This is a genomic window from Anaerolineae bacterium (genome assembly GCA_016931895.1).
Taxonomy (GTDB): domain Bacteria; phylum Chloroflexota; class Anaerolineae; order 4572-78; family J111; genus JAFGNV01.
Genome location: JAFGDY010000076.1, coordinates 16,390 through 43,166 on the forward strand (window position 1 = coordinate 16,390; position 26,777 = coordinate 43,166).

At 54.2% G+C, this 26,777-nt stretch carries 20 protein-coding genes; 7 read left to right on the plus strand and 13 right to left on the minus strand.

Annotated features, from left to right (window positions below):
- The first annotated feature begins 32 nt into the window (after nt 1-32).
- Complete coding sequence (locus tag JW953_06130) at nt 33-1,013, plus strand: NAD-dependent epimerase/dehydratase family protein (protein MBN1992262.1); 981 nt, start codon at nt 33-35, stop codon at nt 1,011-1,013.
- 59 nt (nt 1,014-1,072) lie between these two features.
- Here JW953_06130 and JW953_06135 read toward each other — a convergent pair whose 3' ends face one another.
- Nucleotides 1,073-2,104, minus strand: coding sequence for an undecaprenyl/decaprenyl-phosphate alpha-N-acetylglucosaminyl 1-phosphate transferase (locus JW953_06135; protein ID MBN1992263.1), 1,032 nt, complete (start codon nt 2,102-2,104; stop codon nt 1,073-1,075).
- Between the two features lie 42 nt (nt 2,105-2,146).
- On the opposite strand from JW953_06135, the gene JW953_06140 reads away from it, so the two are divergent.
- On the plus strand, nt 2,147-2,677 hold the full coding sequence (locus JW953_06140) for a histidine phosphatase family protein (GenBank protein MBN1992264.1): 531 nt from the start codon (nt 2,147-2,149) through the stop codon (nt 2,675-2,677).
- 78 nt (nt 2,678-2,755) lie between these two features.
- Nucleotides 2,756-4,159, plus strand: a complete 1,404-nt coding sequence (locus JW953_06145) for a DUF3179 domain-containing protein (protein ID MBN1992265.1) — start codon at nt 2,756-2,758, stop codon at nt 4,157-4,159.
- 42 nt (nt 4,160-4,201) lie between these two features.
- Here the strand turns inward: JW953_06145 and JW953_06150 are convergent, their stop codons facing one another.
- The 3 genes from JW953_06150 to JW953_06160 all read right to left on the minus strand — a co-directional run bounded on the left by JW953_06150 (nt 4,202) and on the right by JW953_06160 (nt 10,113).
- On the minus strand, nt 4,202-8,500 hold the full coding sequence (locus JW953_06150; GenBank protein ID MBN1992266.1) for an oligosaccharide flippase family protein: 4,299 nt from the start codon (nt 8,498-8,500) through the stop codon (nt 4,202-4,204).
- Between the two features lie 11 nt (nt 8,501-8,511).
- Nucleotides 8,512-9,270: a polyprenol monophosphomannose synthase gene (locus JW953_06155; GenBank protein MBN1992267.1), complete on the minus strand. Its 759-nt coding sequence runs from the start codon at nt 9,268-9,270 to the stop codon at nt 8,512-8,514.
- A 117-nt stretch (nt 9,271-9,387) separates the two neighbouring features.
- A complete protein-coding gene (locus JW953_06160) occupies nt 9,388-10,113 on the minus strand; it encodes a response regulator transcription factor (GenBank protein ID MBN1992268.1) in 726 nt (241 codons plus the stop codon).
- Nucleotides 10,114-10,274: 161 nt separating this feature from the next.
- Between JW953_06160 and JW953_06165 the strand changes: the two genes are divergently transcribed.
- The 3 genes from JW953_06165 (at nt 10,275) to uxaC (ending at nt 13,952) form a co-directional block, all read left to right on the plus strand.
- On the plus strand, nt 10,275-11,033 hold the full coding sequence (locus JW953_06165; GenBank protein ID MBN1992269.1) for an N-acetylmuramoyl-L-alanine amidase: 759 nt from the start codon (nt 10,275-10,277) through the stop codon (nt 11,031-11,033).
- 19 nt (nt 11,034-11,052) lie between these two features.
- Nucleotides 11,053-12,450 carry a Gfo/Idh/MocA family oxidoreductase gene (locus tag JW953_06170; GenBank protein ID MBN1992270.1) on the plus strand — a complete coding sequence of 466 codons (1,398 nt, stop codon included), beginning with the start codon at nt 11,053-11,055 and terminating at the stop codon, nt 12,448-12,450.
- Between the two features lie 83 nt (nt 12,451-12,533).
- On the plus strand, nt 12,534-13,952 hold the full coding sequence (uxaC, locus tag JW953_06175) for a glucuronate isomerase (GenBank protein MBN1992271.1): 1,419 nt from the start codon (nt 12,534-12,536) through the stop codon (nt 13,950-13,952).
- 218 nt (nt 13,953-14,170) lie between these two features.
- On the opposite strand, the gene gyrA is transcribed toward uxaC, so the two are convergent.
- Nucleotides 14,171-16,612 carry a DNA gyrase subunit A gene (gene gyrA / locus JW953_06180; GenBank protein MBN1992272.1) on the minus strand — a complete coding sequence of 814 codons (2,442 nt, stop codon included), beginning with the start codon at nt 16,610-16,612 and terminating at the stop codon, nt 14,171-14,173.
- A gap of 133 nt (nt 16,613-16,745) precedes the next feature.
- On the minus strand, nt 16,746-17,447 hold the full coding sequence (locus tag JW953_06185) for a hypothetical protein (protein MBN1992273.1): 702 nt from the start codon (nt 17,445-17,447) through the stop codon (nt 16,746-16,748).
- A 193-nt stretch (nt 17,448-17,640) separates the two neighbouring features.
- Between JW953_06185 and JW953_06190 the strand changes: the two genes are divergently transcribed.
- Nucleotides 17,641-18,789, plus strand: coding sequence for an alpha/beta fold hydrolase (locus tag JW953_06190; GenBank protein MBN1992274.1), 1,149 nt, complete (start codon nt 17,641-17,643; stop codon nt 18,787-18,789).
- A gap of 67 nt (nt 18,790-18,856) precedes the next feature.
- On the opposite strand, the gene JW953_06195 is transcribed toward JW953_06190, so the two are convergent.
- From JW953_06195 to JW953_06225, 7 genes are all read right to left on the minus strand, one after another.
- Nucleotides 18,857-19,168 carry a pentapeptide repeat-containing protein gene (locus tag JW953_06195; GenBank protein ID MBN1992275.1) on the minus strand — a complete coding sequence of 104 codons (312 nt, stop codon included), beginning with the start codon at nt 19,166-19,168 and terminating at the stop codon, nt 18,857-18,859.
- Between the two features lie 42 nt (nt 19,169-19,210).
- The gene (locus JW953_06200) at nt 19,211-19,939 is read right to left on the minus strand and encodes an SDR family oxidoreductase (GenBank protein ID MBN1992276.1); all 729 of its coding nucleotides are present in this window, start codon (nt 19,937-19,939) and stop codon (nt 19,211-19,213) included.
- Entirely contained in the window at nt 19,930-20,505 is a 576-nt protein-coding gene (locus JW953_06205; GenBank protein ID MBN1992277.1) for a 2'-5' RNA ligase family protein, read from the minus strand. The genes JW953_06200 and JW953_06205 overlap by 10 nt, the downstream gene beginning before the upstream one ends.
- Nucleotides 20,506-20,589: 84 nt before the next feature.
- Nucleotides 20,590-23,634: an O-antigen ligase family protein gene (locus JW953_06210; GenBank protein MBN1992278.1), complete on the minus strand. Its 3,045-nt coding sequence runs from the start codon at nt 23,632-23,634 to the stop codon at nt 20,590-20,592.
- A gap of 33 nt (nt 23,635-23,667) precedes the next feature.
- Entirely contained in the window at nt 23,668-25,158 is a 1,491-nt protein-coding gene (locus JW953_06215) for a glycosyltransferase (protein ID MBN1992279.1), read from the minus strand.
- A 144-nt stretch (nt 25,159-25,302) separates the two neighbouring features.
- Nucleotides 25,303-25,599 carry a hypothetical protein gene (locus JW953_06220; protein ID MBN1992280.1) on the minus strand — a complete coding sequence of 99 codons (297 nt, stop codon included), beginning with the start codon at nt 25,597-25,599 and terminating at the stop codon, nt 25,303-25,305.
- Nucleotides 25,600-25,884: 285 nt separating this feature from the next.
- The gene (locus tag JW953_06225; GenBank protein ID MBN1992281.1) at nt 25,885-26,697 is read right to left on the minus strand and encodes an ABC transporter ATP-binding protein; all 813 of its coding nucleotides are present in this window, start codon (nt 26,695-26,697) and stop codon (nt 25,885-25,887) included.
- Between the last annotated feature and the right edge of the window lie 80 nt (nt 26,698-26,777).

The following is a 26,777-nucleotide window of genomic DNA, read 5'->3' on the forward strand; positions in this document are numbered from 1 at the left end:
GGCAAACAATACAATACTTAAGGAACCAACAATTGATTCTTGTTACTGGCGCTACCGGCTTTTTGGGAAAGAATCTCTGCGAATATTTAGCGGGCCAGGGCTATAGGGTAAAAGCTCTGGCTCGTTCAACGAGTGACACTTCCTTTTTAGGCAAATTGAATAAAGTGGAGATTGTGCAGGGCGATGTGGTGGAGCCTGACTCCTTGCGCATCGCTATGCGGGATTGCGAGTACGTTATCCATGCAGCGGCCCATTTCCGTTTGTGGGGGCCGCCGGAGCCTTTTATCAAAACCAACGTTGACGGCACGCACCATGTTTTGGAAGCAGCTCTGGCCGCCGGAATTAAAAAGTTTGTCCACATCAGCACCATTATTGTGGTTGGCCCGCAAAAGCCAGGAGTGGTTATCACCGAGGAAACGCCTTGCCGTCCCTATCGAACGGATAACTATGCTCAAACCAAATTTTTGGGTGAGCGATTGGCCCAGGGCTACGTGAGCAAAGGTTTGCCGGTGGTTATTTTGCGCCTGGGCGCGTTGTATGGCCCGCATGGGCATTACGCTTTCAACCGTCTTTTCTTTGAGGAATTTTTGCGCCACTGGCGGGTGCAGGTTCACCAGGGGCGGCACATTATCTTTCCTTGCTACGTTGGCGATGCGGCCAAAGCCATTGCAGCGGCGCTGAAGTTAGGTAAAGTGGGCCAGATTTATAATGTCTCCAATAAAAGCATTTCGCACAAAGAAGCAAACCAAACTGTGAGTCGCCTGGCCAACCGCAGCAGTTGGCGGATTAACTTCCCCGGCTGGATGATGATTCAATTTGCCGAAATCTTGGAAGATATTGCCTTTTTTACCCAGCGCGAGCCGTTTTACCCCAAAAACTTGGAACCTTATGTTTTTTCCGATTGGCTGGTGGATTCCAGTAAGGCTGAACGCGAATTGGGCTTTGTTTCCGGTACCTTTGCCGAGGGCGCGCAACGGACTTTGGAGTGGTATCGTTCGTTGGGGTATGTATAGCAGGGTAGCAGGTAGCAAGGTGGCAACTACTCATAAAACCCTGTTACCTTGTTACATTGCTACTTTGTTACTTGGCCATCTTGTCTCGCCAACCACCACAGCAGGATTAACGTCAGGCTGCCCATCACGCCCAGGGCAATCAGCTTGAACAGGCGGACTTCGATGAGTAGTGCCAGCAAGCCAAACGTGGCGCAAAAGAGATAGTAGAGAGACACGATTTGTCGTTGGCTTAAGCCCAGATCAAGCAGGCGGTAATGCAGATGGTCGCGCCCGGCTGCGGCAGGGTTCCCCCGTTGTTGCCAGCGTCTGATCATTACCCAGGCCACGTCAATAATGGGAATGCCCAGCACCAATAGCGCCGTGGCCACTTTGGCCGGAGCCAAAATGGATAGGGAAGCCAGGGCAAAACCCAGAAACATGCTGCCGCTGCCCATAAAAACCCGGGCCGGATAAAAGTTGAAAGGCAAAAAACCAAGACAGGCGGCGGCTAGGGCCAGGGGAAAAAGGGCGACCATGGTTTGCCCCAGGCTGTAGGCGTGAACGGCAAAAAGCAGGCTGGCAATGGCTGTTACGCCGGCGGCCAGTCCGTCCAGACCATCCAGCCAGTTGACCGTGTTAATCATGCCCATAATCCAGAAGATAGTTAGGGGATAAGTTAGCCACGGCGGAAAAATCTTAAAACCAAAAATCGGCAGCGTGGCCCGTTCAATAATAATATCAAACCCAATCGCGATCAGGGCGACCCCCAATTGGGCGGCAAATTGAGGCCAGACCGACAATTCTCGCCAATCGTCCCACCAGCCAAACATGAAAATCACACTGCTGCCAAGCAACACCCCGGCCAGTAATTTCCGGTCTTCAGGGCCAATGGGCGGCCAAACTTCAAACGCGCTCAACCCAAAAACCAGCAAGCCCGCCCCCATAAATCCGGCGAACAGGGCCATCCCCCCCAGGCGAGAAATCTCGCCCCGGTGGGTGCGCCGCCCGCCGGGGCGGTCTGTTAAACCCAAAGTTTGCCCCACTTTGCCGCCGATAGGGGTAATCATTAAGGCTAAAACAAACGCTGCAAGAAAAACGGTGATATACATCATTGGCTAGTGTATAATAATGAGGAGAGTAAAAGGAGCAAATTTATGAAGACGGTTCTGCTGTTACGACACGCCAAATCAGATTGGGGCGATCCCGGCCTGGCGGATTTTGATCGCCCCCTGGCCAAGCGCGGCCTAAAAGACGCGCCCCGAATGGGGGAAGTGCTGGCGCTCTTTGACGCGGTTCCAGACGTAATCCTATCCTCTCCCGCTTTACGAGCTAAACAAACCACCGAGTTGGTGGCCGAAACGTGCCACTACCCCAAGGAGAGGATTCAGTGGGAGGAGTCTTTTTATGGCAGCGGCAACGCGGCAATGATTGCGGCTTTACAGAATTTGCCTGATAAGGTGGTTCGGGTTCTGCTTGTTGGTCACAACCCTGCCACCGAAGAAACCGCTGCGGCCCTACTTTCGGCCAGAGTTGAGCAGGCGTGGAGCGATGATGGGGCTATCCGTATTCCTACGGCCGGTTTGCTTTGTTTTGGGGTAAATATTGCCAGCTGGAGTGAGTTGCAAGCCGGTGATGCTACCCTGTATTGGTTTTTGATTCCCAAACTGGTCAAAGCAATGCGGTAAGAGGACCTACAGAAAAAACGTCAAACGTCATATCATTTATGCGCTGATAAAAATTGATTGGGTAATAAGGAATGGTGAATGATGAAGCATTTATTATGGCTTGGGCTGGTGAGTTTGACTGTGCTGGCTGCGCAGTGTAATGCTTCACCGCCCGCGGCGGAAACAGCCAGCCGCCAAACATCGCCAACGTTGGCAGACGAAGAGAAGGTATCACCCCAAGTTGCAGCGGCCGGGGAGCAGATTACGCCTGAAAAAAGTAATACCACGGCAGCGCCGGCGGCAGAGACGAATGAAGCCGAGATGAACCCGTCGAGCGATGCGGGTCAACAACCACCAACAGCCGAATCCGGCGATCACTCCGCCGCGTGTGACGATCCCTTTGCCGGCGCGTCTGTTCGTTTTTCGCCTGAATTGTGGGCCGCCGACGACCTGGCCGATTTGGTGCCGGCAGATATTATAGACCCAGATAGTGACCTGGCTACCAATTTTTGCCTGCATAATGTTGACTATGCCGACATTGTCTCCGGCGGCCCCCCACCCGACGGCATCCCTCCGCTTGACAACCCGCAATTTGACTCGATTGCCGAGGGTGACGAATGGCTGGCCGATGTCCAACCGGTCATCGCCCTGGCGGTGGGCGACGAGGCCAAGGCTTATCCATTGGCCATTCTGACCCGCCATGAGATTGCCAATGACGAGATTGCCAGTTTGCCCGTAGCCGTAACTTTCTGCCCGTTGTGTAATGCCGGCATTGTTTTTAAACGTGAGGTTGACGGCGAGGTGTTACGTTTTGGCGTTTCCGGCAACCTGCGCCATAGCAACCTGATTATGTGGGACAACAAAACTCTCTCCTGGTGGCAGCAATTCACAGGCCAGGCTATTGTGGGCGATATGACGGGCGTGCAATTGGAAATGCTGCCGGCCCAACTGGTCTCCTGGCAAGATTTTAAAGAGGCTTATCCCACCGGTCAAGTATTATCCGCCAGCGGGCGTGCTTATGGCCGTAATCCCTATGTTGGTTACGACTCTTCAGCGCAACCGTTTCTCTTCCAGGGCACGCCTGACCCTCGCCTACCGGCGACAGCGCGCGTGTTGGGCTACTTCTCCGGCGATATGGCCGTGGCCTATCCCATGTCCGTGATTGCTGAAGAAGGGGTCATCGAGGATACGTTAAACGGTCAACGGGCGGTGATTTTTTACAAACCCGGCCAGGTGTCGGCCCTGGATCAAGGCATTATCGAAGAGTCCAGGGAGGTTGGCTCTGCCGGGATGTTTAATCCGGAAGTTGACGGGCAGAAATTGACCTTTACCGCCGATAAGGGCGTTATCACCGACAATGAAACCGGCAGTGAATGGAACGTGTTTGGTCGGGCCATCAGCGGTGAATTGGCCGGATCGCAGCTTGAACCTGTTTTGGGTCATCCTTATTTTTGGTTTGCCTGGGCCGCCTTCAGACCGGATACAACGGTTTACGGCCAGTAGCCGGGGAAGACATAATAAAGCTGCTGGCCGAGCGCATATATGTCAGAATCTTGTGGCCGGGTGGGGGTCAGTGTTTTTTTGCCATGGTCGTAAGGGAATCGCCCGCCAGACCAGGCGCATATCTTGCTGGGTCAATCCGCCAACCAGGGCCAGGGTAATCAGGTAGATCACCCCGGCAATACCGATGGTCAGGAAGAAGTTAACATCGCCGATGAACCACAGCACACTGCCCATCACTGCGGCAGCAACCGTTGGCCGCCACACAATATCAAACCAAGGCACGGTGCAGAGATTTTTGCGCACCAGCAGGTAGAAGGGGATCAACAAAGCCCACTCAGAGAAAATAGTGGTGACGGCCGCAGCCCGGTAGCCGTACAGGGGAATAAATATGAGATTGGCCACCACGTTAAACAAAACGCCAATGACAAACGCGCCGGTCAGGTGGCGCTGTTGGTTGATGGCTATGAGCACATATTGTGTGACCTGATTGATGAAGCTGAAAGGCAAAAACCAGATCAATAGTTGCAGCACAATCATTGAGTCGGGCAAAAATTGTTCCCCGGCCAAAAAAAGAATGAGTTCGCGGGCAATAAAGGGCGTGCCGGCGGCAATGGGCAGGGCCAGGATAAGCAGAAAACGTAGGCTCAAAATGTAAGCCCGCACCAACGATTCGCGCGAGTTGGCGGCAAAGCGGCTCATCAAGGGAAAGAGGGCCAGGGTGAAATATTGGGGGATTACGTTGATGCCGTCAATGTATTTGTAGGCGGCGTTGTAATAGCGCACGGCTTGGTCGCCCCAGGTGGGTTGGAGAATGAACACGTCAATGCGGAAGAAGATGGTTGAGAGCAGATGATTGATCATCAGGGGCAGGCTTTCGGCCATCATCTCTTTTTGCAGGCCGCGGTCAGGGGCCAGGAAGGGGCGGAAAATTTTTACCACCAGAATGTACCCCAGGCTGGCAAACGCCACCAGGTTGGCCGCCAACGACGCCCCGGCCAGGCCGATAATGCCCCAGCCCAACAGCAGCACCAGCGCCCCCACACTCACCCGCGCCAACGCCGTCATTGAGGCGATGCCCGCCGGATATTCGGCTTTTTCGTGGGCGTAAAAAATGGCCGTCAGGCCGTCGGAGAGGTTGCTGAGCAGCGTGCCAATAGCCAGGATGGCAATAGTGATGATCACTTCGGGCGTGATGTCGCCAAAAAGCATGTACAGGCCCAGGATGGCGGCCATGGCCGGCAGCGCGGCCAGCCACAATACCAGCCGTAAGATGGACACGTTGGCCAGATAGCGATTACGGCGGTTGTGGTCGGCGGCCACTTCGCGGGTAACCAGCGTACCCAGGCCGTAGCGGGTCACTATCTCGGTGAGGCCGATGAAGGCCACGGCAAAGGCATAGCGCCCGGCTCCTTCCGGCTGCAAAATGCGTAGCATAAGCATAGCAAAGGCAAAGTCAATCAGCCGGTTGGAGAGGGCCAGCACCATTGGCACCAGGCTGTTTTTGGCCACCCGCTTGATGGGAGAGTCGGTTTCATGCTCCCGGTACAATTTTCCCCAGGCCCAATAACCCAGCAGAAAAACCAACGTAACAAAGGCCAGGAACGAGCCATACAGACCCAATTGGAAACTGCGCGGGCTGTAGCGGAAGCGGACCTGCCACTGGCCGGGCTGGAGATAAATCGTGCGGAAATTGCCGTTGGCCCGGTGCAGGGTCAGTTCAATCTCTTCTGTTTCCACCGGGGTTTTGGCATAGGCTCGCCAGCCGGGGAAATAGGTATCGGCCAAAACCAGCCAGCCCGGTTGGTCCAGGCGGGCGGTCAATGTGACCTGGTTGGGGGTGTATTCAATAATCTCCACCCCGGGTCTGGCCCGGGAGAGCGGCCCGGCGTCGGCGGGGGTCAGATCGCGGCCCAGGCCGTTGTTTTCGCCATCAAGGATGAGTTGTTGGTGGGGATTGAGGCTGCGCAGGGCGTATTCCTCCTGGTCCATTTCAGCCAGATTAGGCGGTTTGGGGAAATCGGCGGAAGTGACGGCGTTTTGGGCCAAAAAGGCGCGGGGCAGGGCGTCAAGATTTTCATAAACTTTAATTTCGTGATCGTAAACCAGTTGATAGATGGGGTGGTTGATGTTGACGGTGGTCAGCAAGTAACGCACGCCCAGTAAGTCCAGCAGGGCGGAATCCAGAGCGGTATAGTCAACGGTATAGAGCGGCCCCACCCGATTGAAGAGGAGGTCGCCGTTTTTTTGGATGAGCTGCATAAAGCGGGCGTATTGGGCCGGGATGATGCTGTCGTAGCCGCGCACGTCAAACAGGTTGCTGTACATCCCCGCATTGGCCGGAAAGACCTTGTTGCCGCGCCCAGCGGGGGTGTCGAAACTGGTGAGCCGGAAAAGAGGGTCTTCCGCCTGCCGCGCTTCCAGCCATTTAACTACCTCCGGCTTAAAGTTGAGCAGGGCGGGGTCAACCGAGGGATTGAAGCCGGCTCCGGCCAGCAGTAAATCAAGGCTGATGAGGATGATGGCGAGAGGCTTCCAGGCATTGATCCTGCCCCGCCCTCCTTTTTTCAGAGAGGGAAGAAAGATGGGGCAGCAGACGATGCGCAGGACGGCTCCGCCGGCCATAGTCATCAGAAAGAACTTAAAGAAGTTGGGCCACTGGTAGCCAAAAAATTGGCGGCCGTTGGCAAAAGCGTTTTGGGCCAGGCCAGAGTGGTCAAAAACAAAAGTGGTAATCTGGATGAAAGGCGCAGGAATGAAAAGGGCGACGAGCATGGTCACGACCCCGATCAACCCACCCCAGAAAAGTAACCAGCCAAGACGGTGAGAGAGGGTTCCCGGGAAGGACAATGGGGCAAGGATGTAGGGTGGTGGGGGTAGTTGATCCTCCCTCCTTTGGAAGTTAGAGGGAGGCTTTGCGTCAAACCGGGAATTACGGGGAGGAGTCCGCCTGGCGCTGACCAGCCGGTTTAAATAGGTTGCGCCCAATCCCGCCAGCACGGCCAGGCTGAAGGTGTAGGGAAAAATCCAGCGAAAGGGCGAGTGGAGTTGGTTCCAGCCGGGCAGGCCGTAAAAGAGGAGGGCGTACAGCGGCGTGCCAAAGGCGAACAGGAGCGAGAGCGCGGCCAACAGAGCAAAAATGAATACATAGCGTTTAAATGTTTGTGCGTTTGTGCGTTTGAATGTTTCATGAATAGCTTGAGCAATGGCTAAGATAGCCAGAGCTAACGGCAAAATACCCACATAAGCCCCCGCCTCAACCGAGGTTTTAGTATCCCAACTGGTACAGTGGGGGCAGAGAGGATTGATTTCTCCATTGGCGTTGAGGCCAAGGGCTTGCCAGCCCCAGCTAATTGCGTCAAAATAACCGTGATGGGCGGGGCTGCCGAAGAAGTTGGGGATAATGAAACTGGCAATGCGCCGATAGGGCAAAGCCCAACCGCGCACGTCGGCCAGAGTAACGGAGTTATCGCGGAAATTTTGGGTGACAATCTCGTACATAGGCCCCAGTTGCACCGCGCCCAGCCCCAGGCCTAATCCTCCTATTACCAGTAACCAGCCGGCCAGGCGTAAGGCAAACCGTGGCGTATTCTGCTGCTGTCCCAAAATGAGCAGGCGGCAAAAAGCATAAAAGCCACTGACCAGGAGCGTGTAGTAAGTGATCTCAACGTGTCCGGCCAGCGTCTGCAGCCCCACGGCCAGCGCCCCGGCCACCACGTAAGGGATTGGAGAGTAACCCACCCGCCCCTTGTTCTCTTGCTTGCGGATAATCACCTCAATAAAGGACAAAATGAGGGGCAGCCAGACCGCGCTGGCGATAATCATGGTAAAAACCACGCTCACCACAAAAAAGCCGCTGAGGGAATAGGTGAGGCCCGCCAACAAAGCCCCCAATCGCCCGGCCTGCAGCGCGCGGACAAAGATGTACATAAACAGACCCGCCAGCCATAATTGGCTAACGGTAAACCAGCCGTAGGCTTTGCTTAAGGGCAAAGTGTAAAACAGCAGGCTAAAGGGATAAAGGGCCGAGTGCTGTCCATTGGCCAGAAACGGCTGGCCCGACAGAATGTAGGGATTCCACAGGGGAATTTGACGGGCCGCTATAGTCTCCCGGATAAACTTTTTCCAAACGTAGTTCTCCAAAATCAGGTCCGAGAGAAGCTGGTTTTGCGGCCGACCCACATTGAGGGCTTCTTTAGAGGAGGCCCAGGGTTCATAAGCAAAAAGATTATCAACCGGGAGGAGCGTATTTGGCCCAATGGTGACGGACCAAAAAAGCGTTAAGGGCAGGATGAGTAGAATCAGCGCGGCCAGGAAGTCGTGCCGGTTAATGGCTTTGGACAAGCGGAACACTCCTATATCTGGGCTGAGGGGGACAGAGGCATAGGCTCTACGTTGCGGTGTCGCCAGCGAATTTCAAACACCCGCAGGGCTGCCTCTATTTTTACCGGCCACGACATTTTGCTCTGGCCAATGCGGCGATCTTCAAAATAGATCGGGATTTCCAGAATACGGAAGTTGAGCTTTTCCGACACAAACGCCATTTCTATTTGAAACACATAACCATTTGAAGTAATTCGGTCCAGCCCAATCTGCCGTAAGGCGCTGGCTTGCCAGCATTTAAACCCCGCCGTCGCATCTTTGGTCTGTACGCCCAAAATCCCCCGGGTCCACACCGAGTTGGCAAACCAGCTCAACAGCCAGCGTCCCCACCCCCAGCGCTCGTCTAACTCGCCGCCGCTTACATAACGAGACCCTACCACCACCTCATGGCCGGCCATTTTTTCCAGCATTTGGGGAATGTAGGTGGGCGAATGGGAAAAGTCCGCGTCCATCTGAATAATATAGTCGGCGTTATGTTCCAGCGCCCACTTGAAACCGGTCACATAAGCCGTGCCCAAACCCAATTTACCCCGGCGATGAAGCACGTGCAGGCGTCCCGGATAGCAGTTCTGGGCCAACTCGTCGGTTATCTGGCCGGTGCCATCCGGCGAATCGTCGTCAACAATTAGAATCTGTAAATCTTCGTCAACTTCCAGGGTAAAAAGTTCGGCCGTGATGGCGGCTATGTTTTCAGCCTCATTATAAGTTGGAATTACAATAATTGTGGTCATATTAAATTCTCTTTAGCTCATTGAATTGATTTGAGAAGTAAGCAGTGAGAGGGCAATAATATCTTTTTATTTTTATTTTGACAATTTTGGAGATGGTAACAGGCAGCACCGTCCAGGTCAGGCCGCGTCTGTTTCTAACTGTGACATTCCGTAATTGGGAATGAATCTATAACCCACGCCGCGCTCGGTGATAATGTATTTGGGATTGCCGGGTTGCTTTTCCACCTTTTTACGCAAACGCCAAACATACCATTTTACGTTTTCAATATTTTTATCCGTATCATAGGCCCAAACATTTTCAAAAATGTGTTCCGTGCGCACAATTTGACCGGGCCGGTAAGCCATAAATAATAACAACTCAAACTCGGTGGGGGTTAGATCGGCTGGCTGGCCTCTGACCATTACTTGGCGTGTGGCCGGGTCAATAACCAATTCACCATTGCCAAAACGTAAGGGAGCGCTTGAGGAAGGGGGGGGCATACTGGCACGGCGCAATACCGCCGAAACCCGGGCCAACAACTCATCTTTAAGAAATGGTTTTACCAAATAATCATCGGCCCCGGCCTCTAAACCACGGACAATATCTTCTTGAGAGCCTAAAGCCGTGAGCATAATCACCGGCACCGTTGAGACTTTGCGAATGCGGCGACAGACTTCCCAGCCGTTCAGACCGGGGATCATCACGTCTAAGATAACCAGATGTGGTCTTGTTTCTTCCAACAGCCGCAGGCCATCTTCTCCATTGGCCGCCATAAACACTTCGTAGGCGCGGGCGTTCAGGTTTTTTTCAATTAGACCCAATAAAACCGGATCATCATCTATCACCAGAATTTTTTCACCCATTTTTTATCCCTATCAGGTTAACCCGGAAATCGGTTAATATCCAGAATCATTTTCTATTGTATTGATATACTTGCTTTGTGTCAATGTGATGTTGAGTTATGAGGGGCAAACATTACATAATCATTATAGACGAAATTAAAATACCATGCTATCATAATTTTATGCCTCAAACGCGAAAGTCAAAACAAAACCAGGCCGGGCAACAGACCGCCGCCCGGCGCAGTAGATATACTATGTTTGCCATAACCATGCTTGTTTTGGCAGTGGTAACCATACTTTTGGGCTTTAAATTGTTTGGCCCTGAAGAACAGCCGGTGATCCAGATAGCGCCGCCATCCTCGCCATTCATTCTCACCGTCACTCCTACAACCAGCCAACCAACAAGAGATACTCAAAAGCCTTTGGTTGGCATTGTGGCGGGCCACAAGGGTTATGACCCCGGCGCAGTTTGTGACGATGGTTTGACCGAAGCGGAAATTAACTATATGATTGCGCTTGAAGTGGTAGACCTGTTACAACGACGCGGTATTGAGGCCGACTTATTGGATGAGTATGACGACCGTTTGACCGAGTACCAGGCCGATGCCCTGGTCAGCATTCACGCGGATAGCTGCAATATTCCCGGCGCTACCGGCTTCAAAGTGGCCAGAGTAACCAACAGCGCTATTCCCGAAGCCGAAGATGCGCTGGTGGCCTGTCTCAATCAAGAATATGCAATTTACACCGGCCTGTCCCAGCACCCGGCCAGCATCACGGATAACATGACCAACTATCACGCCTTCAATGAAATTCACCCGCTCACTCCCGGCGCTATCATTGAAGCCGGTTTTTTGTTGGACGACCGCTATCTGCTGGAACAGCGGTCCAAAGTGGTGGCCAGGGGAATTGCGGCCGGAATAGTATGTTTTTTGGGAGAATAACCGTTTAAGGAGAAATTTTATGGAGAAAAAACGATATGTTCAGGTGGGGGTCGGACATCGTTCGCTGCTATTTTCACGGGCCATTGTGGAAGAGTATCCTGATACCAGCGAATTAGTCGCCCTCTGCGACACTAACGAGGGACGTTTGCAATTGCGATCAGCACTGCTCCGGGAAGATGGGGTTGAGGTAAAAACCTACCGGGCCGATGAATTTGACCGGATGATGGCCGAAACCAGGCCGGATGTGGTCATTGTCACCAGCCAGGATAGTACCCACGATGAATACATCTGCCGAGCGATGGAACTGGGCTGTGAGGTGATGACCGAAAAGCCCATGACCACCGATGAACAAAAGTGCCAGCGGATCATTGATACTTGCCGGAAAACCAATCGCCAATGCACCGTCACCTTCAATTATCGCTACGCGCCGCCGCGAACCCAGCTTAAAGAACTGCTGATGTCGGGCGTTATTGGCAACGTGGTATCGGTTGATTTCCACTGGTTGCTGGATACCCGGCATGGCGCCGATTATTTTCGCCGCTGGCACCGCCACAAGCGTAACTCCGGCGGCCTGATGGTGCATAAAGCCACCCACCACTTTGATCTGGTAAACTGGTGGCTTTCAACCGTGCCGGAAACCGTCTACGCCACAGGCGCGCAAAATTTTTATCGGCCTGAAACGGCTGAACGATATGGCCTGGCCAATCGCGGCGAACGTTGCCTGGATTGCCCCGCCGCCGAAAAATGTTCCTTTCACCTGGATTTGCGCAACTATGCCGAACTCAGACAGCTCTACCTGGAAAATGAACAGCATGACGGCTACTTCCGGGATAGATGCGTTTTTGGCGCCGACATTGACATTGAAGACACAATGAGCGTGATAGTGCAGTACCGCAGCGGGGCCATGATGAGTTATTCGCTCCATTCGTTTATGCCCTGGGAAGGATACGTGATTACCTTCAATGGCGTTAAAGGCCGTCTGGAACACATTTGCCAGGAAACGGTCTATTTCAGCGGTGATGGCTCGGTGCCCGGAGAATTGATGACGGAAGGTACTCAAACTAAAATTTATCCCCATGCCCAACCGCCCTATGAGGTTGAAATTTGGCAAAGCGAGGGCGGTCACGGCGGCGCCGACCCGGTGATGATAAAGGATTTGTTTGCCCCCAACCCGGCTGCGGATAAATACAAACGGGCCGCCGATTATCGCGCCGGGGCGTGGTCTATTTTAACCGGGGTAGCCGCCAACCACTCCATCGCTACGGGCAAACCCATTCGGATTGACCAACTCATCCACAATCTGGCTGATCCCGATTACCCCCCCATGCCCGCGCCAACCGACCCCTTGGAAGCAATGTCCGAAAAAAGCGCCGCGCCGGGGTGGTTCAAAAAAGAAGAAGTAGAAACCAACCGCTAACCAACTAAGCCTATGGAGCGTGATCACAAATTAACAATTAATCATTCACCATTCACTATTCACCATTTTTTAGGAGTGTTGCTATGGCCAAATTATCCCTGGACCCGGACCGATACTTTGCCCCCGACCCAACGCAGCGCCGCGTGGCGCGAGAACTATACGAGTCGGTGGCCGGCCTGCCTTTGATTTGCCCGCATGGGCATGTAGACCCCCACCTGTTTGTTGACCAGGCGGCCACTTTTGGCTCGCCGGTTGATTTGCTCATTATCCCCGATCACTACATTTTCCGCATGCTCTATTCGCAGGGCATTCCGGTGGAGGCAATGGGCGTGCCGCGCCTTGACGGCCGTCCAGTGGAACAGGATCACCGCAAAATCTGGCAAACCTTTGCCGAAAAATTTTATCTATTCCGGGGCACGCCTTCGGGAGCCTGGCTCACCCAAGAACTGTACCAGGTCTTTGGCGTAGAAGAAAAATTGGACGGCGACACGGCCCAGGCCATTTACGACCAGATTGCCGAAAAATTGGTTTCGCCGGAATTTCGCCCGCGCACGGTGTTTGAGAAATTTAACGTTGAAGTGCTTTGCACCACCGATGCGGCCACCGACCCGTTAACCTCTCATCAGGCCATCTTAAACTCCGGCTGGCCAGGGAACATCCGCCCCACCTTCCGGCCCGACGCAGTGGTCAACCTGCTGACCCCGGGCTGGCAAAAGAATATTGACGCCTTGAGTAAAATTAGCGGCATTGCGGTTAACTCTTATAGCTCCTTTATCCAGGCTCTGGAGAACCGGCGGGAGTATTTCAAAACCATGGGCGCCACCGCTACCGACCATGCCGCTATCTCGGCTTATACCACCGAATTGAGTCCCCCGGAAGCCGAGGCCATCTTTCAACGCGCCCTGGCTGGCCAGGTCTCCCGTGACGATGCGCATCGTTTCACCGCCCACATGATTATGGAAAATGCGCGGATGGCGGTTGAGGATGGTCTGGTCATGCAGTTCCACGTCGGCGCTATCCGTAATCACAACCGCATCATCTTCAACCATTTTGGCCTTGACAAAGGCGCCGATATTCCCGAACAAGCCGAGTTTACGCTTAACCTGCGCCCTCTGTTGAACAAATATGGCAACAATCCCCACTTTACCTTCATCGTCTTCACCCTGGACGAAACCGCCTACGCCCGCGAGTTGGCTCCACTGGCCGGCCATTATCCCGCCATGCGCCTCGGCCCGCCGTGGTGGTTCCACGACAGCGCTAATGGGATGAAGCGTTTTTTTGACCAGGTAATGGAGACAGCAGGCTTATACAACACTGTTGGCTTTAACGATGACACCCGCGCTTTTCTCTCCATCCCGGCCCGCCACGACGTATGGCGTCGCGCCAGCGCCAACTGGCTGGCCGGGCTGGTGGGACGGGGCATGATTGATCTGGCAGATGCCCGGGAGATGGTTATTGATGTAGCCTATCGCCTGGCCAAACAGGCGTACAAGCTTGAATAAGGAACAGTGAATCATGACCAAACAACAAAAAATTGAAAGCTTGAGCGGATTCACCTCCTGTTCCCAGTCATTGGAGCATTTCCGTGGCATCTGGTGCCGTTTGTAAGTTAGCTTCAAATCCACAAGAATAATAAAATAAAACCACAAGGGCCAGCTATCAGACTGGCCTTTGTGGTTTTCAAATGTCCTGATATTCTGCCCGGTGTGAACTTAGTTATTTACTGCGTCAACACCACCAGGCGAGCCATCTGGTCTTTGCCCCTGATGGCCATTAACTCTTGCCCTTTTTGGTTGCGGTTCAGTTTGGGCAGGGCCTTCGCGTAGATGGTTTTGTTATTGCCTTTTTGAGAAATCATCATCACCCGGTCGGATGCGTTGGCGGTAGCGGCCACCGCAATGGGACCGGCGGCTTTGGTCAGGGACATGGCAATGACGCCCTGGCCGTAGCGGCCCTGCGTGGGGTATTGGCTCAAGGCCATGCGTTTGCCCAGACCCTGTTGGGTGATCACAATCAGGTCGCCGCGGGGTTTGACCGGCCCGGCCCCGGCCAATTCATCGCCTTTGGCCAGTTTCATTCCCCATACGCCAGTGGCCGGTAAACCCATAGGCCGGACCTCTTCCTCGGCAAAGCGGATGGCCTGGCCTTTGGCGCTGGCCAGCATTACTTCGTCTTTGCCCCCGGTGCTAAAGGCCATCAGCAACGTGTCGCCCTTTTCAAGGCCCATTACTATGGCCTCGTTGCCCCGCACGGCAACCAAATCGCTCAAGGTGATGCGTTTGACCCGCCCCAGGCGGGATACCAGGAAAAGATACCCCTCCGGTTCGTCGGTATGGGGCAGAGCCAGGCCCGCCACAACGGGTTTGAGAGCGCCGGAGCTGAATTCGCCAACATTGGCTCCCTCGCCTGGGGTTTGGCCTTGGGGTATCTGGTGCATTGGGATAATCACGGCGCGGCCATCCTCGGTGAACAGGTAAAGGGTATCGCGGGTATGGGCCGGCGTGGCCACAACCAGCGGGTCTTTTTGCCGGCCCCGGGCCGGTTCCAGGCCATTTCCGGCGGGCCAACGGCAAATCTGCCCGCTCTGGCTGATGCACACCACCACCTCTTCATCGGGCAGCAAATCTCCGGCCGTAACCAGTTTGTCGCCGTTCGTCTCTTGGTCAATGATGACAGTGCGGCGGGGCGTGCCGTATTGAGTTTTTAAGTCGGCCAGTTCTTCTTTAATAACGCCCAGAATCTGTTTGGGTGTTTTGAGTAGCTTTTCCAGGTATTTGATGCACTGTAAGACTTCCTTGTACTCGGTTTCAATTTTCTTGCGCTCCAATGCGGCCAGCCGGCGCAGGGGCATGTCCAAAATGGCAGACACCTGGATTTCGCTCAATTTGAACTTTTTGCGCAAGTTTGCTTTGGCAGTGTCTACGGTCCGGGAACTGCGAATGGTCTGAATAACTTCATCCAGGTTGTCCAGGGCCACGCGCAACCCTTCCAGAATGTGGGCGCGGTTTTTGGCCTGGTTCAGCTCGTATTGGCTGCGCCGGGTGATGATCTCCTGGCGATGCTCAATGAAGAGTTGGAGGGAACGTTTAAGCGGGAGCAGGCGTGGCTCACCGTCAACCAAGGCCAGCATGTTGATGCTAAAGGTTATCTGGAGGGCGGTCATTTTGAAAAGCTGCTTCAAAACGGCCATCGGCTCTACCGTGCGGGTCAATTCAATGACCAGCCGCATGCCCTGCCGGTCTGATTCGTCGCGCAGGTCGGTCAGTCCCTCAATTTTGCCGTCGCGGGCCAAATCCGCGATTTTTTCGGCGAGGCTGGCCTTGTTGGTTTGGTAGGGCAGCTCGGTGATGACCAGGCGGTTGCGATTGCGGCTCATCTCTTCCACGTGTACTTTGGCCTGCACGGTAATCCGCCCCCGGCCGGTGGCATACGCCGACCGGATCAAGTCACTTTCTTCGTCGGCACCGTTTTTACTGGCATAGCGGTAGATTACGCCGCCGGTTGGAAAATCAGGGCCTTTGATGTATTTTAGCAGTTCATCTATCGTCACGTCTTTGTTCCGCATCATCCGGTCCAGTATAAAAATTAGGGCATCGCAAACCTCGTCCAGATTGTGCGGGGGCACGCTGGTGGCCATGCCCACGGCAATCCCGGCTGCGCCGTTGACCAGGAAGTTTGGTAGGCGGGTAGGCAGGATTTTAGGCTCTACCAGGCTGCTATCAAAGTTGTCTACAAAGTCAACGGTGTCTTTTTCTATGTCGGCCATCATTTCCAGGGTTAGGGGAAACTGCCTGGCCTCGGTATAGCGCATGGCGGCGGGAGGGTCACCGTCAATGGAACCAAAGTTACCCTGGCCGTCCACCAGCGGAGCGCGCATAGAAAAATCTTGGGCCATGCGCACCATGGCCTCATACACCGCCGCATCGCCGTGGGGATGGTATTTACCCAGCACCTCGCCCACAATGCGGGCGCTCTTTTTGTAGGGTTGGGTGGGGCGTAACCCCATATCGTGCATGGCGTACAGGATGCGCCGATGCACGGGCTTTAAACCGTCGCGCACATCGGGCAGAGCGCGCGACACAATCACGCTCATGGCATAATCCAGGTAGGCTTCCTGCATTTGCTGGTCAATATCTACCTGGCGGACAATTCCAACTTCCATTGTAGCCTCCAACGTTGTTTTGCTACATTTAGTGTAAGAACATAAATTCTACACAAGATGTGCCACTGGTATTATAGCATTTTTGGGAGCGATAGCAACACCGCTTTATCTGCTTCTTGGCGAAAGGAAGGTTTCAGATGATTTGGGTATACAGCACAGCCTTGCCGCGTTTCCCTATCGCTTCAATCGTGCCCATTTGGCGTAAACAATAGGCCATCTTTTGCGCCAGCCAGCGGGGTTGGCCGGTCGCTAAAGCGAGCTCGGCGGTAGTAAACGGTTCGGCCAACTCGCCGGGCAGGAGGGCCTGCAACTCTGCCGGGGTTTCAAAAAGTTGTTGTTTAACAACGTGCAACAGCCGCCGCTCGTGCGTTACCCAGCCTCTCCGGCGCCAGCCACGCCGGCCGTCAAAACGGCGCACTTCTTCTTCCTGGATAAGCAGGACGTGCAAAGAAAAGTGGGGATGCGGAAGCAAGTGAGGAAAACTGACCAGCTCTTTAAAAACCTCCAGCAGTGCGCCTCTTTTGGGCGATTTGCGGCGACTGGCCTGGCTGGTTTCATCGTCGCTCAACTTCACAATCCATTTTTCTTGGGCAATGGGATAGACCAGCCGGACGGGGTGTTGTTCTACCAGTTTGGCCAGCTTTTGTTTGATACCGGCAAAACTGCGGGTTTGGATTTCTATCAATAAATCACCCCGCACCAGGTCAATGACAAAACCATCAACCGCTACTTCAACTTGGTCGTTGGGTTGGGCGTACCATTCTTTAAGGGCCGCGTGTAGCGGTTTTTCATTGAGCGAACCGATGTGGGACGATGTTTTTTGTTCTGCCAACATAAGTTGTTTAGATAATGTTTTTGGGTAAGGACAGGACAATGCCTTGCCCTTACCCGGTAAAAATTCAAAATCTTTTTCCAAAAAGCTATACCACCTGGCCAAGATAATACCTCAGAAACCATCACTTGCCAATCTTGATGAATTTGGTTTCTGGTTTGATTGAGTCAATAAAACCGGGTATGATAAGAAAACTATGCCAACTGCGTTAGCCGTTTTCCTGATCACCTTAGGCTTGGGCCAGCTCATTTCAACCACTTGGGGATTGCGAGGAGTTTCGCTGGTGGGGGCAAATCGTCTGGCCGGGTACGGCCTGGGGTTTTTATTGCTCCTGGTTGGGGCGATGACAGTGCCGGCCAGGTGGAGCGTTTTGGGGTGGACGCCAATAGCCGGGCCGCTGGCGGTGATGATTTTGCTGGCGGGCGGTTCGTTTATTGCCCCGCCGCCTCACCCCAACCTACTCTTTGCGCCGGATCACCCCGCCCATGCCGGTTGCCGGGCGGTGCAAATCCCTGACGGCGACAACATGATCCCCGGTTTGCTGTTGTGGCCTTTGTCCCCCGCTAATTCTCCTCGCGGGGAGGGGATTGAGGAAAAAGATAAAAGGGCCGGTTGTCCGGCAGTTTGCATTGTTCCCGGCGCGGGCGATACCAAGACTTTTTTTAAATGGCGTTTGGTGAAAGCGTTGTTGGCCGAAGGGCTGGCGGTGCTGACCATTGACATGCCCGGTCATGGCGATTATCGTTATCGTTCCCTGGCTTACCCCCAGTGCCTGTCCACTATTCCCGCGGTTATTAAATTTTTGCGCCAGCAGCCGGGCGTCACCCGGGTTGGGCTGATTGGGATCAGTTTAGGCGGCGCGATGGCCATTAAAAGTCTGGTCGAAAATGGGACTGCTGAAGCGGGGGCCGGAACTTTGCTTGATGCTTTGGTGGTGCTGGAAACCCCGGTACATTTGCGGCACTATCGGCGGACACTATTCTATCAGGAGTTATGGCGCACACTTTACCAATCGCCGGTGTTATCGCTATTGAGAGAGGCAAGCGTTAAACAAATCTGGCAAGAGTGGCGCAGCGGCGGTTATTTTAGCCGGCACACCACGGCTGAACTGTTTGGCCTGTTGCAGCCGCTGGAAAATATTAGCCGGCTTAAGCAGATACCCCTTTTACTGATTTATAGTGGTTATGACCAGATTGCTCCCCCCGCAATGGCCCGGGCCATGCACCAGGCCGCGCCTCAAGCCGCGTTCATCCAGGCAAAAAAGGCCAGTCACGTTATGCTCACCCTACTGTCGGAGATTAACCGGCAAGTGGCCTGGTGGTTGAGAGAGCAGTTGACAGGGTAGCAGGGTAGCCGAGTAACAAGTAGTAGAGCAGAGATAAATAGTGAGCGCACCCAAAACCGGCAAATTGTTAGTAGTGGGTGCTGCCGTCGGGCATAACGGCCCCTTTGAATTTGACCCCTTCCGTATTGGCTCCTTCCAGGTTGGCGTTCTTCAAGTTGGCGTTGCGCAGGTCGGCCTGGGTTAGATTGGCGCTGCGCAAACTGGCGTTTTCTAAATCCGTTCCGCGCAAGTCGGCCCCGGCCAAATTGGCCCAGGCCAAGTCTGCATTTTGCAGATTGGCCCGGCTCAAGTTAGCCCCACTCAAATCCGCGCCTACCAGCCAGAGGGGGCGAGAGGCCATATTGATCAGTTGATATAATTCTTTTTGGCTAAATTCCATATCACAAAAAGTTAATCTCCCGGTACGGTGAATTTTTAAAGATCATTCCGGCTCACGCCACGGATTTTTCATCGTATCAATTAAAATGGGGTTGCTGATTTTAACATTGTCCGGCTGCGTGACCAACCAGCGCACCAGCTCGGCAATCTGCTCCGGGGTGAGCATATTTTCTTTGATCGTCGGCAGGCTGTTGGCCATGGGCGCGTCAACCAGGCCGGGGCACACGGCGTGAGCGTGGATGTTGTAGGCCTGATTTTCCGCTTGAAGTAGCTCGGTGAGGGCATTCAGGGCGTGTTTGGAAATGGTATAAGCCCCGGACTCAGGATATACGTGCAGACCGGCGATGGAGCTGATATTGACAATATGGCCGTAGTTTCGCTGGCGCATGGTTGGAATCACTGCGCGGGCCAGCAAAAAGGGCGTGCGTAAATTAAGGGCCATTGTTTTGTCCCAGGTGCTTGTTTTGTGCTCATGAATGGGGACGTGCCGGGCATGCATCCCGGCGTTGTTGACCAGGATGTCAATAGGGCCAAAGGCCGCCCTAACCTTTTCCACCAACGTGGTGATTTCACTCTCCCGGCTAACATCGGCCGGAATGTCCAGGGCGATGCCGCCGGCTGCTTTAATCACTGTTACGGTTTCGGCCAATCTTTCGGCCCGCCGCCCGGCAATGGCTACTTTAATCCCTTCAGCGGCCAGGGCTTGGGCAATGGCCGCGCCAATGCCGGAACCGCCGCCGGTCACCAGGCCCACTCTACCCTTTAGCCGCATGGTTCTATTTTTATCCTCTTTTTCTTTCGTGGGGGACTGAGCACCGTGGCTTCCAGGGTAAAACGTTTTTTCTTGCGCCAGGGTTGAGTTGGCTTATCCCGGTGGAACAGCTCCACATGGGTTATCCTGAAGGTGAATAAGGGTTCAAATCCCTTTAAATCTTTTCTAGCCTTTTTCAATTCAGCCTGTGTGGAAAATCGCCCCACGATGATATGGGGGCAATAGCCGGCTTGTTCGTGATTGGCCAAACAACACAAGGGGCCGGTGAGCAAATCATTGTGCAGGCCTATCAATTCCGGCTGGCCGGCAATAATGGGCAGGCGGATTCTATAGTCTTCTCGCTCGTAAACATCCCAGCCGGCCAACGATACTTTTATCGGAGGATATGTTTCTCCCACTTCGGTTACGTGTTCATAAAGGATCGGCAGAGCGTCGGTAGGAAAACGGAATGGGTCAAGGATAGCAATATGGGGGGGGATCACCCCGGCGAGGGGATTATATTTTTGACGATGCGGCTCCAAAGCAATGACCAGATCGGGGGGGAGGAGTGCGATGATGGTGTACATAACGGCCTGCCCTCCTTTCAAAAATAGCGGCGGCTTCCTCCAGGTCAGGTTTATTATAGCATGAAGTAGGCAAATAGATAAGTGTTAGGCCGGGGCTTCAACCTGTTCCCCCAGTCTTTGGATGATCCCCACCGTGAGGAAAAAAGTAAAAGCCAGGTCCACCAGGAAGTAGGCGTTATCTACCAGGCCGTGACTCAGAAAAACAACCATACTGCCCATCAAACCCAACACCAGGGGAGCCGCTGTTTTTTGATACAGCCGCCGGGCGTTGGCCCAGAAAGCAACTTGTAGCCATAGCAGTAAGATAATGCCCCCCATGCCCAAACGTGTGCCAAAATCCAGCACAATATTATGGGGATGGCTCAGGTTGGGTTCTTGCCAGGCGGCGGGCAAGATGTAGCGCGTGCGATATTGATAGAGAAAGTTATCCAGGCCGACGCCCAGGGGCCAGTTATCGCGCAGCATTGCCAGGGAGGCTTGCCATAATTTTAGCCGGAAAAAACCGGTGCTGCCCTGGTTGAAGTCAAACGTGGCGCGGAAGCGTTGGGTCTGGCTGAGGGGAAGTAGGGCCAGGCCAATCACAGCCAGACAGCCGATGGTGATGATAATCATTCGCCGCCAGTAACGTTTATGGTGGCGCAGCGCATAAAACAGAGTCATTAGCCCGATGCAGGCGGGCAGTCCCAGGAGTAAAGCGCCTTTGGAGAAGGTCAAAAAGAGGGCCACACTGACCACCATAAAGCCCGCCCCGTACAGCCAGCGCCTGATTTTTGCCGTGGCCTCGTTTGCTTGGGGCAACCCCGGCAAAAAAGCGACAGCCAACAGGACCGGCCAGGCCCGGTCTAAAAACACAGAGAGGTTGTTGGGTGAGCCGTACAGTGGCCCAATCACCCGGCGCACGCCCTCGGCGGTAATGGATTGGTTGGTAAAAAAGTAGAGGTACAGGGCCAGCAGGGCGTGCAGGGCGGCCCCGGCCACAAAGGCGTCAACCAGCCGCCAGGCCCAGCGCCAGCCCGGAGCAGTGTTAGCGCCCGATGGCCCAAAATCGCGGCCCAAGCGCACCAGAAAATAGAAAAGAACCGATTCCGCAACCAACACCCGCCACTCGCGCATGCTCACCCCAAAATTGGGCGCGGCCAGGGTGGCCAGGTAGCTGAGTATCACCAGGGCTAGGGCCGCCCAATCAAGGGATTTCAGCTTGGGGATTTGTAATTTGTAATTTGTGATTTGGCTAAAAACCCATCGCCCGATAAAGCCGAACGTGGTCAAGGCCAGGGCCAATTCAACCGGCGAAAAACGCTGGCCGGGTAACTGTTTGGTTGCCAGGAAAAAGGAAACATTGAGGGCAATCAACACCAGCCCCAAATCAGGACGCAGCAAAAGGGCCAGGGCCAGCAGCGGCAGTAGGACCAGGGCCAGCCACCCGGGCGCAAAATAAAAGGCCAGGGCCAGGGCAAAGGTAAAAATAAGCTGGCCGCTCTCGCCGAGTTTGGCATAATACGCTATCGCCACTGCCCCACCTTTTTTGCTAAGTTTAATCAGCGCCGGAAAAAAACTCAAGCTTAAGCCCAGGCCGCTGACCACAGCCAGAGTGCTGCTCAAGAGTAAAACTACCCATGAAGGGCGTGTTCCGGCTTCGTCGTAAACCGTCCAGCCGCTGATGGCCCACTGCCCCCAACCGCCTTCGGCTTCAATAATAGCTTCGTGAGCGCCGGAGGATGAGCCTTGCCCCAGGGTAACCTCCTCGTTGCCGCGTAAGGGGTCGTACAACACCACGTAACTACGGCCTTGCTCGTCCTGCGGGAGAGCCGGGGCCGGTTGACCGTCAACCGTAACCCACAGGTAGCCGCGATAGGGGCCGCGCTGCACGGTTAAATCCAGGCGCGTGCCCTCAAAAGGAATGGTGAGGGTGCGGGGTTGGTGGCGGGGAATATCGGCCTGGGTCAGAGCCATGCGCCAGCCGGAGCTGTAATGCCCGCTGGCATGGTTGGCCGGGTAACGGCCCGGCGTGGCGATAGTTTCTTTGACCGTGGCCGTTTGGATGGCTGCCAGAACTTCGGGCGTCTCTACCAGGGCAAACCCCTGCGCTGGATCATCGTTGGCCAGACCGGTGGTATCCCACCGCAGCGCCAACATCGGGCCGAGCCAGGGCCAGTTGCGCCGGGCGTATTGGATGGCGGCGGCGGTGCGTTGGGCCTGCGCTGCTGGCGTATCGCTTTTCCAGGGGGAAAGCCGCCCGGTCCAGGCGGCAGGGAGGGCGTTCCAGCCAAAGGCCGTGGCCCAGATTGGGGGAGCAGGATCGTCGTGGTGGAGCATCACTTGGCGCAGTAACTCAATCCGGCTGAAGTTGAGTAGATCGGGGTCGGCCGGATCGGCCGGCTCAGAGTCAAAACCATAGGCTTGTCCGGCCACAATGTCAAACCAACGGTTAGCTTTGTTTTGGTAAAGTTGATCCAGGTAAGTCACGTCGTTCAGGTTGAGGGGGCCTTGTTCCAGGGTGGGGGCTAAAGCCGCAGTAATAATGAAGGCGGCGGGATCAACATCCTGAATATTGAGGGCAGCTTCGCGGAGCAGGTTGGCATAAGCCGCCGGGTCAACATAGGCGTTGCCCCAGTTGGCGCTGAGGTTGGGTTCGTGCCAGATTTGGTAATAGTCAATCTGCCGGCCGTAGCGCCCGGCAAAAGCGCGGGCAAAGCGGCCAAAGTGGCTGATTTCGGTGGGGGGGGTGGTTGAGGGTGTATTGGCGGGTCGCGCCCAGGCAGGGGTGGTGTGCAGCACGGCAATAAGTTTAAAAGGTTGGTCGTTTTGGGCCAGGGCAGTAAAAGCGCGATCCAGGGATGCCCAGTTGAATTCGCCGGGCGCAGGTTCTATTTTGGCCCAGGCGATGGGCTGGCGTAGCCATAAAAGCCCACCTTCGCCTAGCGAGGTTAAGCTATCGGCCAGGGTGTCGTCATGATATTGAGTCAAATCAAGGGTAAGGCCATAGCCTTTATTAGCAGCAAGAAAGTTGGCCGGGGGGACCGGTGAGGGGTACAGCAGCCATTGTCGGGCTAAATAGCCGGTAGCGGTCAGGCTGATGATAAAAATAAAAGTGAAAGTAAGGTTATGCCAGGAAGTTTTTTGGGTCATCCAAATTTTAGCCTGTATCGGCGGTTAGATTTTTTACTGCGTACTGCCGCTTGGCTGCGGGCGACCAATAAAGTGAGTTTTACCCCCCGACTGCCACAAGGCCAGGCCCGCGGTGTAGAGGTAGCCAATAGCGTATACGCCAAGAAAGATGGTCAACCCCGGCGCGCGGGTGAGGGCCACAGCGGCTTCTACCAGGCAATAGAGCGCAATCAAAAGTTCACCCCAGGTGGTCCAATTGAGGGGGAGGTGATAGGTGGTGTGGCGAGCGGGGCTAATTTGACGCCCTTCGGCCCGGAATTTAGGCGTGCGTAAAAAAACGGTAGCGTTGCGGCCGGTGAGAGCCTCAAAAACAGCCCAGCTATTGTTCAGGGCCACGCCTGCGCCCAGCAGCACCAGGAAGGGAAAATAAGCAAAACGACGTTTCCAATCTGGGTAGAGGGCCCACTGGGAGAGGCCAAATAAAATGGGGGGGGCAAATCCGGCCAGGCCCAACGCACCCAAAGGCAGCGCGCCCAGGCCGTTGGTCAAGATGACGGGCAGGCCAATCAGGATCATGGCCAGCATCAATGGGTGGAGCAGATAGCCGCCCATGTGTAACACGGCCTGCGTTTTGCGCCACACCGAATTGCGCGAACGCAGCAGGCGTGGCCCCAGTTTCAGCAGTGATTGCACCGAGCCTTTGGCCCAGCGAAATTGCTGCCGTTTGTAGGCGGTGAGGGTGGGCGGAATCTCGGCGGGGCAAACAACGTGGGGCAGAAATAGTAATTTCCAACCGGCCAACTGAGCCCGGTAAGACAGGTCAAAATCTTCACAGATGGTATCCCACTGCCAGCCGCCGGCAGCGGCAATGGCGGCCCGGCGCCAAACGCCGCCGGAGCCGTTGAAGTTCAAAAATAGGCCGCTCCGGCTCCGCGCGTTTTGTTCAATAACAAAATGCCCATCCAGGGCCAGGGCCTGGGCGCGGGTAAACGGTCCGGCTTCGGCGTTGAGGTGGCCCCAGCGGGTTTGGACCATCCCCACCTGGGCATTGGGGGCAAAGTGAGGCATCACCTGCCGCAAAAAGTCGGGTTGAGGTTTAAAGTCGGCATCAAAGATGGCAATGAATTCTTCATCGGTTTGGGCCAGGCCGTAAGCTATGGCCCCGGCCTTAAAGCCAACGCGGTCTGGCCGACGCACGTAGGTGATGTTGACCCCTCGCGCGGCGTGATAAGCGATGCGCGCCCGGGCCAGAGTTTGAGTCTCATCGGTAGAGTCGTCTAACACTTGGATGGATAATCGGTCGGCGGGATAATCCAGGGCGGCGGCGGCGTCAATGAGCCGCTCTACCACAAAACGCTCGTTAAAGATGGGGAGTTGCACCAACACCCGGGGCCATTCCCCCGGCTGCGGCGAGGGGGGAGGGTTGACCTGTTTGCGTCGTTGCCACAGAAACAGGCCCGACATAATCAAGGCATTAAAGCCGTACATGGCGATGCTGGTGAGGATAATAAAATAAAGCGCAACAAGAACTGTTGAAATTATCATAAAGTGCCCCTTAATCTTGTGTAAAAACCTGAGCCGGATGAACCGGAATTAGAAATAAAAGATGAGAAATGCGAAATTTTGCATGAATGTTGGTGGGCGTCAACTTCTGATCTCTGATTTCTAATTGGTTTTGGTTGAAAGTGGTTATGGGTTGGCGCGGATAGCGGCGAGTTGGATAATCTTAATGAGTTCGGGTGTTTCGGCGTTAACGGGTAAAAAGAAGGCGTCGTTGTCTCGGGCCAGTTTGCCCTGCCCGGCAAACTGACGAAATTGATCGGACTCCATCACCAGATGGCGTGGCACTAACTCCAAACCACCCAGGTTTTCCATAACTGCCGGGTTGTCGGGCGCACGCGGAGTTGGGCCACGAGCGCTGATTTCCGAAATCAGCGCGCTCAAGCCGGTCAAAAAGAATAAAATTAACAACCACCTTCTGCGCATCGCCCCAATCCATAAAAGAGGCCAACTGAAGTGAACTCAGTGACCAGACCTGACCAATTAAGAGCAGGTCTGCGGAGTATCGTTTCAGGAGGCCATAGTTTGTTTCTATCGCTATTGGCTTTATCGGGCAAAGGCCAATAGGCGAGTATAGCACGAAGTAATAGTTTGGACAAAATATGAAACAGGGGCAGGATTGGTGAGGGTGAACAAAGCCCCCCACTTTTTTGGGGGAGAACCTGGTTGGTTTACTTTATGTCGCTCAAAACCAAACTCAAGAGGTATGGATTACACCGTTGAGAGGTCCCATTCTTCATAAATTTTGGGCACATCATCAATCAGGCGTTGGGTGTAAGGCTCTTTGGGACGCAAAATCACTTCGTCAGGAGGGCCACTTTCAACAAATTTTCCATGTTCCATAATATATACCTTGTCGGAGACGTAATAGGCCAGGCCAATATCATGGGTGATAAAAATAACCGTCATCCCAACTTCGTCACGCAGTTTCATTAGTTCGTCCAGAATAGTGGCGCGCGAACAGGCATCAATCATTGAGGTTGGTTCGTCGGCCAGCAGAATCTTTGGCTTCAGTAAAAAGATGCGGGCAATCATTAATCGCTGCTGCTGCCCACCGGAAAGTTCAAACGGATATTTGTTGGTCAATTCCTCAAATTTCAGGTTGACAAAGCTGCAAGCCTCGGTCATCATCGCTATTTTTTCTTCCTTTGGAAGTTTACCCCCGCCACGCATGCCAATACAATCTAAAAGCACGGTGTCGATCTTATTAAAAATGTTGTATGAGGAGAAGGGATCTTGAAAAATGGCCTGGATATTTTTCCAATATTCCTTTTTTTTCTTGTGCGTACTGATATCACGCTTTCCCCCCTGGAAGTAAATATCGCCCTCGGTCACACTGATTAATCCCAGCAGCATTTTGGCCAAGGTGGTTTTGCCGCTGCCCGATTCGCCCACAATGGAAACAACTTCCCCCTGGTAAAGATCAATATCCACATGATCAACGGCCACTGTTTTCTGACTGCCCGCCCCAAATACCTTGGTAAGCCCTGTTGCGCTCAAGTATAATGTTTTTTCATCAGTCATTTTTATAAGCCCTTCTCAGTTCTTGCTCCGAAAAGATACAACGGTAAAATCGGCCGTTGTTCGCCGGGTGAAGATCAATA

Excerpts from the sequence above, each read along its gene's own strand:
- JW953_06195 (MBN1992275.1), bottom strand. The coding sequence starts at position 19,168 with ATGGAATTTAGCCAAAAAGAATTATATCAACTGATCAATATGGCCTCT.
- JW953_06160 (MBN1992268.1), bottom strand. The coding sequence starts at position 10,113 with ATGGGTGAAAAAATTCTGGTGATAGATGATGATCCGGTTTTATTGGGT.
- JW953_06185 (MBN1992273.1), bottom strand. The coding sequence starts at position 17,447 with ATGTTGGCAGAACAAAAAACATCGTCCCACATCGGTTCGCTCAATGAA.
- JW953_06135 (MBN1992263.1), bottom strand. The coding sequence starts at position 2,104 with ATGATGTATATCACCGTTTTTCTTGCAGCGTTTGTTTTAGCCTTAATG.
- JW953_06170 (MBN1992270.1), top strand. The coding sequence starts at position 11,053 with ATGGAGAAAAAACGATATGTTCAGGTGGGGGTCGGACATCGTTCGCTG.
- JW953_06200 (MBN1992276.1), bottom strand. The coding sequence starts at position 19,939 with ATGCGGCTAAAGGGTAGAGTGGGCCTGGTGACCGGCGGCGGTTCCGGC.
- JW953_06210 (MBN1992278.1), bottom strand. The coding sequence starts at position 23,634 with ATGACCCAAAAAACTTCCTGGCATAACCTTACTTTCACTTTTATTTTT.
- JW953_06145 (MBN1992265.1), top strand. The coding sequence starts at position 2,756 with ATGATGAAGCATTTATTATGGCTTGGGCTGGTGAGTTTGACTGTGCTG.
- JW953_06165 (MBN1992269.1), top strand. The coding sequence starts at position 10,275 with ATGCCTCAAACGCGAAAGTCAAAACAAAACCAGGCCGGGCAACAGACC.
- JW953_06190 (MBN1992274.1), top strand. The coding sequence starts at position 17,641 with ATGCCAACTGCGTTAGCCGTTTTCCTGATCACCTTAGGCTTGGGCCAG.
- JW953_06205 (MBN1992277.1), bottom strand. The coding sequence starts at position 20,505 with ATGTACACCATCATCGCACTCCTCCCCCCCGATCTGGTCATTGCTTTG.
- JW953_06215 (MBN1992279.1), bottom strand. The coding sequence starts at position 25,158 with ATGATAATTTCAACAGTTCTTGTTGCGCTTTATTTTATTATCCTCACC.
- uxaC (MBN1992271.1), top strand. The coding sequence starts at position 12,534 with ATGGCCAAATTATCCCTGGACCCGGACCGATACTTTGCCCCCGACCCA.
- JW953_06155 (MBN1992267.1), bottom strand. The coding sequence starts at position 9,270 with ATGACCACAATTATTGTAATTCCAACTTATAATGAGGCTGAAAACATA.
- JW953_06220 (MBN1992280.1), bottom strand. The coding sequence starts at position 25,599 with ATGCGCAGAAGGTGGTTGTTAATTTTATTCTTTTTGACCGGCTTGAGC.
- JW953_06225 (MBN1992281.1), bottom strand. The coding sequence starts at position 26,697 with ATGACTGATGAAAAAACATTATACTTGAGCGCAACAGGGCTTACCAAG.
- JW953_06140 (MBN1992264.1), top strand. The coding sequence starts at position 2,147 with ATGAAGACGGTTCTGCTGTTACGACACGCCAAATCAGATTGGGGCGAT.
- gyrA (MBN1992272.1), bottom strand. The coding sequence starts at position 16,612 with ATGGAAGTTGGAATTGTCCGCCAGGTAGATATTGACCAGCAAATGCAG.